The following is a 16371-nucleotide window of genomic DNA, read 5'->3' on the forward strand; positions in this document are numbered from 1 at the left end:
CCGTCCGTGTCGATCGTGATCGTCACCTACAACAGCATCGGCGTCATCCGCTCCTGCCTCGACGCGCTCGCCGGCCGCGACGAGAGCGTCGAGATCCTGGTGGTCGACAACCTCTCGCGCGACGAGACGGTCGCCGTGCTGCGCGCCGAGTACCCGGACGTCCATGTCGTCGAGAACACCGAGAACGCCGGATTCTCGCGGGCCGTCAACCTCGGCGCCGCCCACGCCACCGGCCGGCACCTGCTGCTGCTGAACCCGGACGCGCAGATCTCGGCGGAGGTCGTCGGCTCGCTCGCGTCACTCCTCGACAGCGATCCGACGATCGGCGCCGTCTCCCCCCTCCTCGAGAACGAGGGCGAGGACGTCGTGATCGTCGCCGCCGGCCACGCCCCCACGGTCCGCCGGATGCTCCTGCACCAGACCGGCCTCTCGCGCCTCGGCCGGCGCTTCCCCTCCTTCGAGGGCCACTACCTGTTCGCCGCCGACCTGCACGGCCGCCCGCGCGACGTCGACTGGGTGAGCGGCGGCTGCCTGATGATCCCGCTGGCCGTCTGGGACCGCGTCGGCGGACTCACCGACCGCTGGTTCATGTACGCCGAGGACGTCGAGATCTGCCTCCGCCTGCGCGCCGAGGGCCTGCGCGTGGTCCTGGATCCGCGCCTGCACGCCCTGCACGCGATGGGCGGCTCCTCGAGCGACGTCGACGGCCGCGTCGGCACCGCCTGGATCGTCAACCTCTTCGACCTCTACGGCTGGCGGATGGCGCGCTCGGACCTGCAGCAGCAGGTCTGGCGGGGGGTCGTGCTCGCGGGGATGGCGTCGCGGATGCTGGTGTACCGGCTGTCCGGCCTGCGCCCCGAACGCGCGGCGGCGGCGGCCGGCCAGCTGCGGCGGTACGGGATCTACATGCGGGCGCTGCGGGCGGCCCCGCTGACCCGCGACCGCGAGCCGCTCGCCTGACGGCCTCTCTCCGTGCGGCGTTCCCCGCGCACGGTCCGCGGTCCGCGATCGATGCGTCACGAACGGTCGCTTCCGGGCGCGCGTGAGGACCGTTCGTGACGCATCGATGCCCTCCCTCGCGGCGGGAGACCGGGCGTGGTGCCGGACGCGTTCGTCGGACGCGCGATCCGGCAGCGGGCGCAGGAGAGGGGCGGCGGCCCGGGGTCCAGCCCCGAGCCTCCGCCCCTCTCCTCGCCGCTCGTCGCCGCTACTTGCCGGTGCCGCGGTACGCCACCCGGAAGGTCTCCCGGGTCCCGTCCGGTGCGGTCGCCGTCACGCGGAACGAGCCCGACGGCACCCGGGAGAGGTGCGTGTCGACCGAGACGGTCTTCGTGCGGCCCGCCGCCAGCGAGGCGACCTTCAGCTCACCGAAGGCCGTCGGGATGCTGAGACGGACCGGCGTGCTCCCCTCGTTCGTCGCGGTGGCGGTCAGCACGACCGAGCCGCCGCGCTTCACGCCGGTGATCGTCACGTCGACGTCGACCCGGGTCGCCGGGGCGACCACGGTGACGGCGGGGAGGAGCCGACTGACGCCTCCCGAGACCGCGGTGATCGAGACGGCACCCGTGCCGGGGCCCGCCGTGGCGGCGGGGAGCGGAGCGGAGCCGTCGGCGCCGGTCGTCGCGGCGGCGGTCGTGCCTCCGTCGGCGAAGCGGGCCGGACCCTCGATCGTGTACGCGACGTCCGCGCCCGCCACCGGCTCGCCGGCCGCGTTCGCTGCGGTGACTCCGAGGCCGGTGATCGCCGCTCCGGTCTCGACGGTCTGCGCCGCGCCCGCGGGGGTCAGCGAGGCGACCGCCGCCGGATCGGTGAACATCGACGGAGTGAGCGGTGTGACCGTCAGGCTCTCGAGGCGCGCCGTCCCTCCGGAGGAGAGGAGCGAGACTCCCGTGCTGCTCGGGTCGGGGAAGACCTGGTCGGTGATCGTCGCGCGGCCGCCCTGCGCGAACGTCTCGACGGAGGCGTGATCGACGTAGAGCTCGAGGTGCAGCTCACCGTCGTCGAGCGCCACCGGGGCGGTCTCGACCGACGGGAAGTCGGCGTCGAAGCCGACATCGCCCGAGCGGGTGCGGTCGACGCTCAGCTGACCGGACGCGACGTCGTAGGTGATCGGCGTGCGCTGGGAGCCGTCAGCGGAGTTGCGGACCGAGAGGCCGAAGGAGTCCGCGTCCCCGGCGCTGAAGACGGCGTCGAGCTTGTAGACGCTGCCCTCGGCGGCGGCCGGGAGTGCGGTCTCACCGTCGGCGATGTCCGTGGCGCCCAGCGTGAACGCCTCGTCGCCGCGCTCGAGAGCCGCGGTCTGATCGACGACCTTCTGCACGAGCTTCGGGGCGCCGTCGACGGTCTCGAGGGAGAGCTCGCGCGGGAGGGCCATCGCTCCCCGCCAGGTCCCGGTCGGGATGGCCTCGCCGTACTGCCAGTTGTTCATCCACGCGATCATGATCCGCTTGTCGTCGGGCGCGTTGTCGAAGGTGACCCCTGCGTAGTAGTCGCGGCCCCAGTCGAGCCAGTCGTAGTCGACGAGGCGGCTCTGCGCGGGCTCGTCGGACAGCATGAACTGGTCGGCGAGGATGTGGCCCCAGCCGGCGCGGTTGTTGTCGACGACCTGCAGGTGCGCCGTGCGGCCGGCGAGGTCCGCGACGTCCCAGCTCTTCCAGTCCAGCGTCTCGCTGTCGCTGCCGGTCGCGGTGCGGACGATCTCCCCGTCGACGACGAGGTTCACGCTCGTCTCGTTGGAGCGGACCTGCGCCGGGGTGTCGGCGAGCACGATGTGGTCGACCGTCAGGTGACCCCAGCCGCCGGTCGCGTCGTCCACGACGACGATCCGCGCCGCCTTCCCCTGGTAGGCCGAGACGTCCCAGCTCTTCCAGTTCAGGGCGCCGTCGTTCGTGCCGGCGGTGGTCTGCACGACCTCGCCGTCGACGACGAGCTGCACCTCGAGGGTCTGGGCGTCACCCTCGGGGCGGAAGCCTCCGCCGACGAGCATGCTCAGGTGGCTCTTGTCGATCGTGAACTCCGGCGAGGTCAGGGTGCCGAGGTTGTCGTCGCCCTTCGGTCCGCCGTCGAAGGTGTTGATCCGCTTCTGGCCGAGGAAGAACTCGCCGCCGCTGGTCGAGGGGTTGGTGCCGCCGGCGAGGTCGCCGGTCACGGTCCAGCCGTTGTCCGCGAGGCCCTGCTGGTCCGGGAACTCGAAGCCCTCGAAGAGCAGCTCGCTCCCGGCGGGCGGGTCGTTGGCGAGCTGCGTGCCGTCGACGTGCGGGTGGTTGCCGCCGCCCGCGAGGAAGTTCAGGTGGTCCTGGTCCACGGTGAAGTCGGGCGACTCCATCGAGCCGACCGGCCAGTCGCCGTCGTTGAAGCCGTTGATCAGTCCCGTCCCCGAGAAGCCGGTGACGGTCTGCTGGCCGTCGATCGGACCGGTGGCGGGGGCGGAGCCGAAGGGCCCGTTCTTCCCGTTGCCGGGCTCGTTGTCCACGGTCCAGCCGTTGTACGTCCCGTCGTCGAACCCGGCGAGGGTCGTGCCCTCGGGGAGGGTGTCGGAGCCGACGGTCGACTCGGAGGTGAAGGTGGTGCCGTCGAAGTCGCCGACGAAGTACTGGCCGCCGGAGCCGCCGCCCACCGCCCCCGGGTTGAGGTTGACGACCATGACCCACTTGATGTTCGACGGGTCGCCGTCGACCGCCAGCGGGAACAGGTCCGGGCACTCCCAGACGCCTCCGGTCGCGTTGGCCGGGCCGAACTCGCTGAGCTCGGTCCAGTTCCGCAGGTCCGTCGACTTGTGGAGGAGGACCTTGTGGTCGTCGGCCTCCACGGTGACGACCACCCAGTAGGAGGATTCCGGAGTGCCGCCGTCGTACCAGAACACGTGCGGGTCGCGGAAGTCGTTCTGGTCACGGTCGATGACCGGGTTGCCCTCGTACTTCGTCCACGTCTGCCCGGCGTCGGTGCTGTACGCGAGCGCCTGCGCCTGCTCCCCCGTCTTGTACGCGGCCGTGTACATCGCCACCAGGGGCGGGTTCTCGGCGGTGCCGAATCCGGAGGTGTTGTCCTTGTCCACGACGATCGAGCCGGAGAAGATGTCCGACTCCGCATCGCCCGGGATCGCGAGCGGCTGCTCGGTCCAGTGCGTGAGGTCGGTGCTGGTGGCGTGGCCCCAGCTCATGTTCCCCCAGCGCGTCCCCTGCGGGTTGTACTGGTAGTAGAGGTGGTAGACCCCCTCGTAGTACACGAGCCCGTTCGGGTCGTTCATCCAGTTCTTCGTCGGCGAGTAGTGGATCGCCGGACGGTAGGTCTCCGCTGCCGCGTCGAGCGGAGCGGCGGAGACAGCGGGGACGAAGAGCCCGCCGCCGACGAGGCAGAGCGCGGCGGCGACGGCCACCAGGCCGCTGCGCCGCGGGAGCGAGCGATGAGGAGAAAGCACGGAAGAACGCCCTTCGTTGCGCGTGTCACGAGTGACAACGTTGTCAATTGCTGGGCAATCTACGGACTGTCCTCCGGACAATTCAAGAGCGGTCTGCGAGAAAGATCAGATCCCGTCCCACCGAGTCTCAGTCGGGGCAGGGCACCTCGCCGGAGCCGCGGGCGATCAGCTCGGTGGGGATCACGAACGTCTGCGCCGGCTCGTCCTCGCCGTCGAGGCGGAGGAACACCCGCTCGGCGGCCGTCCGTCCGATGACCGCGGGGTTCTGCGCTATCACCGAGACGGCGGGCTCGAGGAGCTCCGCCAGGGGGATGTCGTCGAAGCCGATCAGGGCGACTCTTCCGTGCGCGCCACGACGGCGGAGCGCGGCCAGCACGCCGATCGTGATCAGGTTCTGCCCGCCGACGATCGCGGTCGGCGGCACCTCGAGGTCGAGCAGAGCGGTCGCCATCTCCTCCGCCGCGTGCTCGTCGTGGGCGCCGTGGCGCACGTACGCGGGCGGCACCGGCAGGCCGAGCCGGCTCATCTCCTCGAGGAAGCCGCGCTCCCGCTCCTGCGCGGTGAAGATCTCGGGCCGATCGCCCAGGAACGCGATGCGGCGATGCCCGAAGGAGGCGAGGTGCCCCACTGCGCGGGCGATGCCGGCGGCGTTGTCGGTGATCACCGCGTCCGCCGTGATCCCCGAGGGGACGCGGTCGACGAACACCGCAGGCGTGCCGCGGTCGACCTCGACGCCCAGGTAGGCCTGGCTGGGCGCGACCGTGGTCAGGATGAGCCCGTCGACGCGCCGCGAGACGAAGGCGTTCACCGAGGAGCGCTCACGTGCCGGGTCGTCGTCGAGGCTCGAAGCGAAGACCGCGACCCCGCGCTCGTTCGCGAGGTCCTCGACGGCACGGTGGAGAGCACCCGAGAAGGGGTTCGCCACGCTGCCCACCAGCAGTCCGAGCGTGTTGGTGCGCCCGTTGGAGCGGCGGAGGTTCCCGGCGTGCAGATCCGGCTGGTACTGCAGCTGCGAGGCGGCGGCCTGCACCCGCTCGATCGTGGCGGCCGACACGTTCGGCTCGCCGTTGATGACCCGGGAGACCGTCTTGATGCCCACTCCGGCCAGAGCGGCGACGTGCTTCATGGTCGGACGGCGGCCTGCACCGGCGCCGCTTCGATCTGACAACGATGTCACGGTCGGGTCTCGCTTTCTGGAGGATCGCTTGACCTTAGCGTCACCGAACCGATAGACCTACCTCTGACATCGTTGTCGGGAGGCTGCTCCCGCCTTATGAACAGGACTTTCAATGACGAACCGTTCCCCTCGCCTCACCCGGTACATCGGCCTCGGCTCCGTCGCGATCCTCGCGGCCCTGGGCATGACCGCCTGCTCCAGCTCCGGCCCCGGCTCGTCCGACGCCGGCTCCACCGCCGGCAGCGGAGACGGCGTCGGCGTCACCCTCATCGTCAAGACGACGACGAACCCCTTCTTCGTCGCGATGGAGGACGGCGCCAAGGAGGCGGCCACCTCCGCCGGCGTGAACCTCACGCTCGCCGCGGGCAAGGAGGACGGCGACGAGGACACCCAGATCCAGGCCATCGAGAACGCGATCTCGAAGGGCGACAAGGGCATCCTGATCACCCCGAACGGCCCCTCCGTCGTCGACGCCATCCAGAAGGCGCGCGACGCCGGTCTCTTCGTCATCGCCCTCGACACGGCGCCCGACCCCGCCGACGCCGTCGACATCACCTTCGCCACCGACAACTTCACGGCCGGCGAGGCCATCGGCGAGTGGACCGCCGCGCAGCTCGACGGGAAGAAGGCGACCATCGCGATGCTCGACCTCTTCGACGACAAGGTCGTCTCGGTCGACTACAACCGCGACCAGGGCTTCCTCACCGGCATGGGGATCGACGTCGCCGACGACCAGACCAACGGCGACGAGGCGAAGACCGGCAGCTACAGCGGCGGCGACTACGAGATCGTCGGCAACGAGGCCACCCAGGGCGCCGAGGACGGCGGCCGCACCGCCATGGAGACGCTCCTCTCCAAGAACCCCGACGTGAACGTCGTCTACACGATCAACGAGCCCGCCGCCTACGGCGCCTACCAGGCCCTCCAGGCCGCGGGCAAGGAGAAGGACGTCCTGCTCGTCTCGATCGACGGCGGCTGCGCCGGCGTGAAGAACGTCAAGGAGGGTCTCATCGGCGCCACCGCGCAGCAGTACCCGGTGAAGATGGCCCAGCTCGGCGTCGAGGCGATCGCCCAGCTCGCCGAGGACGGCACCAAGCCCAGCACCAGCGAGGGCCTCGACTTCTTCGACACCGGCTCGCAGCTGGTGACCGACACCCCCGTCGACGGCCTCGACAGCATCACCTCCGACGACGCCGCCGGGATCTGCTGGGGCGAGTAGCCCACCGCGGGCGGGGCGCTCCGGCGCCCCGCCCTCCTCCTCCCGCTCCCAGCGACTCCAGAAAGGCCATCGTGGCTCAGAAGACCACCGACCCGAATCCGCCGACCTCCGCACTCGACCTCGCGAGCGAGTTCCTCGACCGCCGCACGCCGCTGGACCGCGTCCGCGGAGTCCTGCACCGCTATCCGGCCGTCAGCCCGGCGGTCGTCCTCGTCCTGGCCGTCATCGTCTTCGGGCTCCTGAACGACCGCTTCCTCGACCCGTCGAACCTCTCGCTCATCACGCAGCAGGTCGCGGTGGTCGGCACCCTCGCCGTCGCGCAGACGCTGATCATCCTCACCGCCGGCATCGACCTCTCGGTCGGCGCGGTCATGGTCCTCACCTCGATGGTCATCGCGCAGACCGCGACCGAGAACGGCCTCCCGGCGGTCGTCGCCCTGCTCCTGGGCCTGGTCGTCGGCCTCGCAGCGGGCGCCTTCAACGGCCTGCTCGTGACGAAGCTCCGGCTCCCCCCGTTCATCGTCACGCTCGGCACGCTCAACATCTTCGTCGCGCTGACGCTCCTCTACTCGAGCGGATCGACGGTCCGCGGCACCGACATGCCGGCCCTGCTGCCCTCCACCGGCGGCACCTTCGACATCCTCGGCGTCCGCATCAGCTACGGCGTCCTGCTGATGCTCCTCGTCTACATCGTGATCGCGTTCATCCTCGGCAAGACCGCCTGGGGCCGCCACGTCTACGCGGTGGGCGACGACAAGGAGGCCGCCCGCCTGGCCGGCATCAGCGTGAACCGCGTCCTGATGAGCGTCTACCTCGCCGCCGGCGCGATCCTCGCCATCGGCGCCTGGATCCAGATCGGCCGCACCAACGCGGCGAGCCCGAACGCCGGAGCCGACCTCAACCTCGACTCCATCACCGCGGTCGTCATCGGCGGCACCAGCCTCTTCGGCGGGCGCGGCACGGTCTGGGGCACGCTCCTCGGCGCCCTCATCGTCGGCGTCTTCCGCAACGGGCTCTCGCTCGCCGGGCTCGACGTCCTCTACCAGACGCTCGCTGTCGGCGTCCTCATCATCGTCGCCGTCTCGGTCGACCAGTGGATCCGGAAGGTTCGCAAGTGACCCTCATCGATGCCGCGGGCACCGCTCCCGCCGCCGCCCGCACCCCCGTCCTGCAGGCCAAGCGCCTCGTCAAGACCTTCGGCCGCGTGGTCGGGCTCGACGGCGTGAGCCTCGAGCTCTACCCCGGCGAGGTCCTCGCCATCATCGGCGACAACGGCGCCGGGAAGTCGACGCTGATCAAGTGCCTCACCGGCGCCGAGATCCCCGACGAGGGGGAGATCCTCCTCGACGGCCGTCCCGTCTCGTTCAAGCGCCCGCAGGACGCCCGCGGCGCCGGCATCGAGACGGTCTACCAGAACCTCGCCGTCTCCCCGGCGCTCGACGTCGCCTCGAACCTCTACCTCGGCCGCGAGAAGCGCAAGAAGGGGATCCTCGGCTCCGTCTTCCGGATGCTCGACACCGCCGGCATGCGCAAGGAGGCGCGCGCCGAGCTGACCGAGCTGGGCATCTCGACCCTCCAGGACGTCACGGTCCCGGTCGAGAACCTCTCCGGAGGACAGCGCCAGGCCGTGGCCGTCGCCCGCGCCGCCGCGTTCGGCTCGAAGGTCGTCGTCCTCGACGAGCCGACCGCCGCCCTCGGAGTCCGCGAGTCGAACCAGGTGCTGCAGCTCGTGCGCAATCTGCGCGACCGCGGCATCCCGGTCATCCTGATCAGCCACAACATGCCGCACGTGTTCGACGTGGCCGACCGGATCCACATCCAGCGCCTCGGCAAGAAGGCCGCGACGATCACCCCGCAGTCGCACTCGATGACCGACGCGGTCGCGATCATGACCGGGGCGGCGACGGCATGAGCGCCCGCATCCTCTACGCCGAGTTCACCGCGAAGCCCGGTCACGAGGAGACGGTCGCCGGCATGATCGCCGACCTCGCCGTCCTGGTCCGCCGGGAGCCGGGCAATGTCGAGTTCACGCCCTACCGGCGAGAGGACGATCCGGCCCGGTTCTTCGTCTACGAGGTCTACCGCGACGAGGACGCCTTCCAGGCGCACATCTCGGCCGACTACGGAGCCGAGTTCAACAGGGAGCTCGGCCCGCTGATCGTCGAGCCGCACTCGCAGCTCACCTGGCTCGTCGCGGTCTGATCCGTCGCAGAAGCGCACCGTCTCTCCGGGGGCGGTGCGCTTCCGCGTCCGCGGCCCTGCGAAGACCCGGTTCCCCCGAGTTATTGACTGATCGATCCAGCACGTCTACCGTATGAGAACGATCAGTCAACAACTCGGACGGAGCTTCTCATGGATGCAGCACTCAGTGGCAGGACGGCCCTCGTGACGGGCGGGACCTCGGGCATCGGCCTCGCGGTCGTCCGCCGGTTCGTACAGGAGGGCGCGCATGTGTTCGTGACCGGCCGCCGGCAGGAGCAGCTCGACGCGGTGGCGGAGGAGCTCGGCGACGCCGTGACCGTCGTCCGCGCGGACGCCGCGGAGCCCGACGGTGCGCGAGCGGTCTTCGACGCGGTCGCCGCCCGCGGGTCCGGTCTCGACGCGGTGCACGCCAACGCGGGCGGGGGCGGGTTCAAGGACCTGGCCGACGTGACCACTGACGACATCGACGCGGCCTTCGCGACCAACGTCCGCGGCACCGCCCTGACGGTCCAGGGGGCGCTCCCCCACCTCACCGACCGGGCCGCGATCGTGGTGACCGGCTCCACCGCGGGCTCCGGGACCGAGAAGAGCTTCGGCCTGTACGGGGCCTCGAAGGCGGCCGTCGCCACGATGACCCGCACCTGGGCCGCCGAGCTGGCGCCGCGCGGCGTCCGAATCAACACCGTCGTGCCCGGGCCGACCGAGACGCCCGGCCTCGCGGCCCTGGCCCCGGGCGACCCGTCCGCGCTCCTCGAGCAGATCGCCTCCGGCATGCCGCTCGGCCGGCTGCTGCGCCCCGAGGAGGTCGCGGCGACGGTGCTCTTCCTCGTCTCCGACCAGAGCTCGGGCATCACCGGCGCGGAGATCCTCGTCGACGGCGGCGCGTCCATCGCCTGAGCCCGGAGCGCCGAGCCCGAGCCCGAGCCGGGGGGCCCCTCGGACCCGGAGCCCGACCCGCGCCCGTCCCCTCGATCCGCGGACCCCGTGCGGTGGGACAGGATGGACGGGCCACCCGACCAGGAGGACGATCATGCCCCGACCCCGCACCTTCGACGAGGCCGACGTCGTCGCCCGCGCCCGGACGGCCTTCGCCGAGACCGGGTACGCGGGCACCTCGCTCGACACGCTGCTCGAGGCGACCGGCCTGGCGCGGCAGAGCCTCTACAACGCGTTCGGCGGCAAGAAGGAGCTCTTCATGCGGGCGTTCCTCAGCGACACCGCCGAGGCGGTCGACGCCGTGGAGACGATCCGCCACGGGACCGAGAGCCCGCTGGCGCGCATCCGCTCGCAGCTCGTGCGGGTGGCGGTCGAGCACGGCGCGGCGCAGTCGGCTCCGTCCCTGTTCACCCGGACCGCGGTGGAGCTCTCGGCGCGCGACCCCGAGATCGCGGCGACGGTCGCGACCGCGTTCGACGCGATGCGCTCGCACTACGCGGCCTGCATCGACGACGCGCGGACGGCCGGCGAGATCGACGCCTCCGCCGATCCGGAGGCGCTCGGCGCCTACTTCTGCGCGGTGCTGGAGGGGATGGCCCTGCTCGGCGCGTCCGGCGCACCTCGGGCGACGCTCCTCGGCATCGGCCTCACCAGCCTCGCGGCCGTCCCGATCACCGAGCTCGGCCGCGAGCGCCTCGGCACGGGCGAGGGCGACTGGTCCTGAGGCGCCCGGGCGCCCGCCATCGAGGGATGCCTGCCGCCCACTGTCCAGGATCTGTCGCACTCGAGACCCCCCTTCGACTCCTGGAGAGTCGAAGGGGGGCGGCCGTCCCGAGACTCCAGGAGTCGTCGAGGCGGCCGCCCCGCAGCGACCCGCGTCAGGGCTGCGTGAACGCGACCTTCTGCACGCTGGTGCGTCCGTCGAGCGTCGTCGTCGTGATGCGCATGCTGTACGACCCGGCCGGGGCGACGGCGCCGTTCGTCAGACGTCCGTCCCAGGCGAGGGTCTGCCGGCCCGCGAGGTGGCGGATCGACGAGGTCAGCTGCTTCGCGACTCCGCCGGACGCCGTGAGCACCGCGACACTGGTCGTCGCACCGTCGCCGGTCATCCAGTCGAGCGTCGTCGTGCCGCCGGGGCGGGTCACCGCGGGCGCCGAGACCACGAACGCCGGCGTCCGGCCGAGCGTCGCGGTCGCGTGGCCGTCGGCGACGGCCAGCGCCGTGCTGCCCGCGGTGGTCCGGATCGACGCCGTCGCCCCCGAGACCTGCACCGAGGCCGTCGACGGGCCCGCGGTGTAGAGCGCCTGCACCGTCTCGGTCGGCGTCTGCAGCACCGTCCCGTGCAGATTCACTCCGTAGTCGGCCGTCACGTCGTCGATCGAGACCGTGCCGGAGGAGATGCCCGACATCGCCTTGTAGACGAAGGCGTCCACGAGCTTCACCGGGTAGTCCCACACCCCGTCGCCGTCACCGCCGGAGTGCGTGTAGTTGGCGTTCAGCCCGTCCGAGAACAGCGTCATCTTCTGCCACGGCGAGCCGCCGACGTTGCCGACGAGGCCCTGGAAGGTCTCCCCGGTCGCGTCCTGCAGCTTCAGGTAGACGGGGCTGGTGCTCGCGTCGCCGCTGACCCAGACCGAGACCGCTGTCGGCGAGCCGGGGAGGGTGCGCGAGGTGTGGAGCTGCGCGCCCTTCGAGGCGCCGGAGAAGTCGTACGTCAGCTTCAGCGCGCCCGAGCCGGAGTAGCCGGTCGACGTCGCGGCCAGCGAGGCGGTCCCGCCGCCGATCGGCGCCACGGCCCACCCGCTCGTGGAGGAGAGGTCGTCGACCTTCACCGGCGAGGCGGAGGCGGTCGCGCTCGCCCGGCCGACCGCGGTGCCGGTCGCGAGGACCGCGCCGACCTCCTTCAGCGCCGCGTACGCGGGCTTCTGCCGTCCGGAGCGCTCGGTCACCGAGAAGGTGTCCAGCGGCGCCTGCGGGTCGGGGCCTCCGACGAGGTTGTACCAGGCGATCGCCTTGATCCCGCGGGCCGCGGCGTCGAGGTAGGAGCGCGAGAGGTACGACGCCTGGTCGGCCTCGCTGGTGGCGCCGGTGCAGGTGGTGCAGGTCGCCCAGCTGACCTCGGTGATCCACAGGCTCCGGCCCGGCGCGCTGCGGGTGAGGAAGTTCTGCGCCGCGTCGAGGTAGGTCGGGATCGCTCCCGTCTCGGGCGCTCCGTCGACCGTGTACGTGTGGATCGCGAGTCCGTCGAAGGAGTCGCCCGCCCCGGCCGCCAGCACGCCCGCCATGAACGGGTCGCTGAACTGGTCGAGCCCGCCGACCAGCACGGTCGCGGTCGGGTCCACGGCCTTGATCGCCGTGTACGCGGCCTTCAGCATCTCGCCGTACTGGCCGGCCGTGGCGCCTCCGCGCCAGTAGTAGTCGGTGTTCGGTTCGTTCCACACCTCCCAGACGTGCACGCGGTCCTTGTACCGGGCCACGGTCGCCGCCGCGTACGACGCGAAGTCGGCGTTGCTGCGCGGCGGGTAGTACTGCGCGTCCTCCGCCGCGGTGCCGGCCGGGGCCGACGAGGCCCAGGGCGCGGAGTAGGCGAGCTTCCCGATCATGTCGACGTTGCGCGCCTGGCTGATCGCGACGGCCTGGTCGAACTTCGCCCAGTCGTAGAAGCCCTTCCGCGGCTCGACGCGCTTCCACTCGAACTCCTCGCGGGCCCAGCGCACCTGCGCGTCCTCGAGGAGGGCGGCCTGCCGGTCGGCCTCGACGGGCGAGTCCTGCTCGGTGAGGAAGCTGTTGATGCCGCTGATCGACGTGGGCGACGCCTCGGTGACCCGGGCGCTCACTCCGGTGAGGTAGGGGCGGGTCGCCGTGACGGCTCCCGAGAGCGCGCCGTCGGCGGTCGTGTCCCAGGTGAGGCGTCCGGCGATGCTGCCGGCCATCGCGGCTCCGCTGTCGTCGGTGCCGTCGTAGGTCGCGGTGATCTCGCCCGCGGCGGCGGCGGTCCCGCCGTAGGTGCGGGTGCGGCCGGCGCTGTCGCGCAGCACCAGGGCGTAGTCGCCGGGCCCGCCCGCCGTGAAGCGGACGGTCGTGGTCGCGGCGTTCTCGCGCGAGAAGCGCGCGGCGCTCGCGGTCGGCAGCGTCCAGTCCTCGTCGAGCACGCGCAGGTTGTCGAGCACGACGGTGCCGGTGGCGGGGGCCGAGGCGCCGTTCCGCACCACGTTGATCCGCACCAGCGAGACCGGGTAGTCGAGCACGCCGTCGTCGTTGCCGAGGTGAGTGTTCGCGGCGGGCGACCGGAGGTCGATCGTCGCGGTCGTCCACCGGCTGAGGCTCATCGCGTCGACGCGGTAGAAGAACATCTCGCCGGTGGCGTCCCGCAGCTTGAGGAACACGGTGTTCCAGCTGCTGTCGCCGAGCAGATCGACCTTGAGCGCGGTCGCGGGCTGCGTCAGCAGCGGCACCGGAGTCGTCGCGGTCTCGATCTCGGCGTCGGCGCGGGAGAGGTCGTAGGAGATCTTCAGCGCGCCCGAACCCTCGGTGCGGGTGGCCGAGGTCGAGGGGGTCGCGGTGCCGGCGGCCTGCACCCAGTCGGTCCCGGCGGAGTCGAAGGACTGCGCGAGGCTCGCGTCCGCGTCGATCTCCGCAAGGGTCAGCAGGAGCGGGATCCCGCTGCGGGTGGCGTTCGAGGCGAGGACGCCGTCGTCCGTCCCGTCCTGCGAGAAGACGCCGCTGACGTCGCCGCGCATGCGGGTCCCGGAGTCGTCCGAGCCGTCCCAGGTCAGGGTGACCGGGCCGGCCGCGGCCGCACGCCCGGTGATCGTCTTCACGCGCCCCTCCTTGTCGCACAGCTCGAGGCGGTGGTCGCCCGGGCCTGCCGCGGTGAAGGAGAACGAGGTGGTCGCCGAGGCGCCGGGGGTGAAGAACGCGGTCGCGGCCGTCGGCAGCGACCAGCCGGTGGCGAGGGTGCGCAGGTTGTCGAGCACGACGGTCCCGGTGGCGGGCTGGCTGCCGTTGCGCACGATGATCACGCCGGAGAGCTTCACCGGGAAGTCGAGCACCTGGTCGCCGTCGCCGCCCTCGATCAGCGCGGCCGGAGCGGTGAGGTCGACGTCGATCGTCGCCCACGCCGTCGAGCGCATCGCGTCGAGCCGGTAGGTGAAGGTCTCGCCCGAGGCGTCGCGGAGGCGCGTGTAGACGGTGTTGTAGGTGCCGTCGCCCTTGAGGTCGATCCGGAGCGACGAGGCCGGCTTCGCGATCACGGTCGCGGGGGTGCTCTGCACCGTCTCGACCAGGCCCGACGAGACGTCGTAGTCGATCCGCTGCGCGTAGGAGCCCTGGGTCTTCTGCGCGCTGGTGCGCGAGACGGCCGCCGAGCCCATCGCGACGCTCCAGCCCGACGCCGCGCCCTCGAAGCCCTCGACCACGCTGGTCGTCGACGGCTGCGCCGCGGCGACGGTCAGCAGGGTCGGAGTCGCCGAGCGGGTCCGCGACGCGGAGAACTGCCCGTCCGGGGTCGAGTCCTGCAGGAAGGTGCTGCGGATCGGGCCGTCCATCTCCTGTCCGTCGTCGGCCTTCCCGTCCCACTGCACGGCGGTCTCGCCGGGCTCCGCGAGGGTGCCGGTGAGGGAGCGGCTGCGGCCGGTGCCGTCGCGGAGGACGATCATCCAGTCGCCGGCCGTGGCGGCCGAGAACGCGAGGCTCGCGACTCCGCCCTCCGACGGCACGAGGAACTCGGTGTCGGCGACGGGCATCGTCCACCGGCTGCTCACCGCGCGCAGGTTGTCGAGCACGAGCGAGCCGGTGGCGGACTGCTCGCCGTTGCGCACGACGTAGAAGCCGGTCAGCGTCAGCGGCATGTCGAGCACGGAGTCGGCGTTGCCCCCCTCGGCGAGCACCGGGTCCTGGGTGAGGTCGATGGGCACCGTGGTCCAGGTGGTCTGCCGCATCGCGTCCATCCGGTAGGTGAACGCCTCGCCGCTCGCGTCGGTGACGCGGAGGTAGACCGTGTTGTAGCTGCCGTCGCCCTTGAGGTCGACCTTCAGCCCCGTGACCGGGCCGGTGGCGACGTCGAGCGGAGCGGTCCGCGTGATGCCGGCCATGCCGTCGGTGAGGTCGTAGTCGACGGCGAGCGCGTCGGTGCCCTCGGTGCCGGTCGCGCCTCCCCCGGCCGCGGAGGCGCGGCGCAGGGTGGCGGATCCGGTGGCGACTCCCCAGCCGGCGTCTCCGCCGTCGAAGGCCTCGACCACCGAGGTCGCGTCGGGGTCGTCGGCCGCGGCCAGGGTGAGCAGGAACGGGACGCCGGTCGTCGTCGCGGCGCCGAGGGAGCCGTCGGCCGAGTCGTCCTGGCGGAGCACCGCGCGCACGTCGCCGGTCATCGCGGCTCCGGAGTCGTCGCGTCCGTCCCAGTCGACGGCGACGGGACCCGCCGCGGCGGCCGTGCCGGTGACGGTGCGCGAGAGCCCGGCGGCGTCCGCGAGCCGCAGCTCCCAGTCCCCCGCGGATCCGGCGTCGAAGGAGAGCGCGGCACTCGCCCCGGCGGCGACGTAGGTCGACGCGGCGACGGGGAGGGTCCAGCCGGTGGTGTCCGCGCGCAGGTCGTCGAGGGCGAACGTGCCGGTCGGCGGCTGCTCGCCGTTGCGGACCACGAGGACGCCGGCCACGGTGAGCGGCGCGTCCATGACTCCGTTGCCATCGCCGCCGTCGCGGGCCACCGGCTCCGCGGTCAGGTCCACGGTGAGCGTCTGCCACTGGGTCGAGCGCATCGCGTCGACGCGGTGCACGAAGGTCTCGCCGCTCGTGTCGCGGACCCGCAGGTAGACGGTGTTGTAGGAGCCGTCGCCGCGGAGGTCGACCGTCAGGGCCGAGGCGGGCGCGGGGATGACGGGCGCCTGCAGCGGGTCGAAGCCGAGCTCGGCGAGCCCCCCGGTGACGTCGTACGCGACCTCGAGCGACGAGTCGCCCTCCGTGCTGTCGTCGGAGACGGCCGTGGAGGCCGTGCCGGTCACCGTCGTGAGCGCAGGCGAGCCGCTCTCGAAGCCCGTCACGGGACTGGTCCCGGGAGTCGCGGCCGACGCGGCGCTCGGCGCCGTGAGCAGGCCCGCGACGAGGGCGGCGGTGACGAGGAGGACTGTTCGGGCACGGGACATGGGGGCACTCCGCTGGGCGTCGGATCGAGGATCGAACGCTCGCCTGGGGGTGGTGGCGAGCCGGCCGCATCGACGACCTGCGCGTCACGCTAGGACCGGCGGAGGTGCTCGGAAGGGTGCGGAGGAAAGCTCGATTCGCCCGCACTCGAAGAGGGGTGGCGGGCCGGGGCGGATCCCCTCGGGCGATATCACGAGGGCCGATCCGCGCGCCAGCCCTCGCAGAGAGGGCAGACGGGGCGCTGAGAGGAACGCTATCCCGTGCGGCGCCGGAGCGCACGCA

Annotated in this window: 10 protein-coding genes; 7 read left to right on the forward strand and 3 right to left on the reverse strand. The window is 72.0% G+C overall.

Annotated features, from left to right (window positions below):
• The first annotated feature begins 6 nt into the window (after nucleotides 1–6).
• Nucleotides 7–960 carry a glycosyltransferase family 2 protein gene (locus tag C5D50_RS03650; protein ID WP_181137282.1) on the forward strand — a complete coding sequence of 318 codons (954 nt, stop codon included), beginning with the start codon at nucleotides 7–9 and terminating at the stop codon, nucleotides 958–960.
• A gap of 247 nt (nucleotides 961–1207) precedes the next feature.
• Here the strand turns inward: C5D50_RS03650 and C5D50_RS03655 are convergent, their stop codons facing one another.
• On the reverse strand, nucleotides 1208–4417 hold the full coding sequence (locus C5D50_RS03655; protein WP_258069548.1) for a GH32 C-terminal domain-containing protein: 3210 nt from the start codon (nucleotides 4415–4417) through the stop codon (nucleotides 1208–1210).
• Between the two features lie 127 nt (nucleotides 4418–4544).
• A complete protein-coding gene (locus C5D50_RS03660) occupies nucleotides 4545–5543 on the reverse strand; it encodes a LacI family DNA-binding transcriptional regulator (RefSeq protein WP_104256432.1) in 999 nt (332 codons plus the stop codon).
• Between the two features lie 163 nt (nucleotides 5544–5706).
• On the opposite strand from C5D50_RS03660, the gene C5D50_RS03665 reads away from it, so the two are divergent.
• From C5D50_RS03665 to C5D50_RS03690, 6 genes are all read left to right on the forward strand, one after another.
• A complete protein-coding gene (locus tag C5D50_RS03665; RefSeq protein ID WP_104282776.1) occupies nucleotides 5707–6813 on the forward strand; it encodes a substrate-binding domain-containing protein in 1107 nt (368 codons plus the stop codon).
• 71 nt (nucleotides 6814–6884) lie between these two features.
• Nucleotides 6885–7931, forward strand: coding sequence for an ABC transporter permease (locus C5D50_RS03670; protein WP_104238958.1), 1047 nt, complete (start codon nucleotides 6885–6887; stop codon nucleotides 7929–7931).
• Complete coding sequence (locus tag C5D50_RS03675) at nucleotides 7928–8725, forward strand: ATP-binding cassette domain-containing protein (RefSeq protein ID WP_104250284.1); 798 nt, start codon at nucleotides 7928–7930, stop codon at nucleotides 8723–8725. The genes C5D50_RS03670 and C5D50_RS03675 overlap by 4 nt, the downstream gene beginning before the upstream one ends.
• On the forward strand, nucleotides 8722–9015 hold the full coding sequence (locus tag C5D50_RS03680; RefSeq protein ID WP_104250283.1) for a putative quinol monooxygenase: 294 nt from the start codon (nucleotides 8722–8724) through the stop codon (nucleotides 9013–9015). Before C5D50_RS03675 ends, C5D50_RS03680 begins: the two co-directional genes overlap by 4 nt.
• A 150-nt stretch (nucleotides 9016–9165) precedes the next feature.
• Nucleotides 9166–9912 (forward strand): SDR family NAD(P)-dependent oxidoreductase, encoded by a 747-nt coding sequence (locus C5D50_RS03685; protein ID WP_104282777.1) that lies wholly within the window; start codon nucleotides 9166–9168, stop codon nucleotides 9910–9912.
• Nucleotides 9913–10045: 133 nt separating this feature from the next.
• Nucleotides 10046–10675 carry a TetR/AcrR family transcriptional regulator gene (locus tag C5D50_RS03690; protein WP_104282778.1) on the forward strand — a complete coding sequence of 210 codons (630 nt, stop codon included), beginning with the start codon at nucleotides 10046–10048 and terminating at the stop codon, nucleotides 10673–10675.
• Nucleotides 10676–10829: 154 nt separating this feature from the next.
• Here C5D50_RS03690 and C5D50_RS16300 read toward each other — a convergent pair whose 3' ends face one another.
• Nucleotides 10830–16091, reverse strand: coding sequence for a cellulase family glycosylhydrolase (locus tag C5D50_RS16300; protein WP_146086875.1), 5262 nt, complete (start codon nucleotides 16089–16091; stop codon nucleotides 10830–10832).
• Nucleotides 16092–16371: the final 280 nt, after the last annotated feature.

It is taken from the genome of Rathayibacter sp. RFBD1 (assembly GCF_002932915.1).
Classification (GTDB): Bacteria; Actinomycetota; Actinomycetes; order Actinomycetales; family Microbacteriaceae; genus Rathayibacter.

Bases quoted from the DNA above. Each gene is read 5' to 3' on its own strand.
- C5D50_RS03685 (WP_104282777.1), top strand. From the start codon at position 9,166: ATGGATGCAGCACTCAGTGGCAGGACGGCCCTCGTGACGGGCGGGACC.
- C5D50_RS16300 (WP_146086875.1), bottom strand. From the start codon at position 16,091: ATGTCCCGTGCCCGAACAGTCCTCCTCGTCACCGCCGCCCTCGTCGCG.
- C5D50_RS03665 (WP_104282776.1), top strand. From the start codon at position 5,707: ATGACGAACCGTTCCCCTCGCCTCACCCGGTACATCGGCCTCGGCTCC.
- C5D50_RS03660 (WP_104256432.1), bottom strand. From the start codon at position 5,543: ATGAAGCACGTCGCCGCTCTGGCCGGAGTGGGCATCAAGACGGTCTCC.
- C5D50_RS03690 (WP_104282778.1), top strand. From the start codon at position 10,046: ATGCCCCGACCCCGCACCTTCGACGAGGCCGACGTCGTCGCCCGCGCC.
- C5D50_RS03680 (WP_104250283.1), top strand. From the start codon at position 8,722: ATGAGCGCCCGCATCCTCTACGCCGAGTTCACCGCGAAGCCCGGTCAC.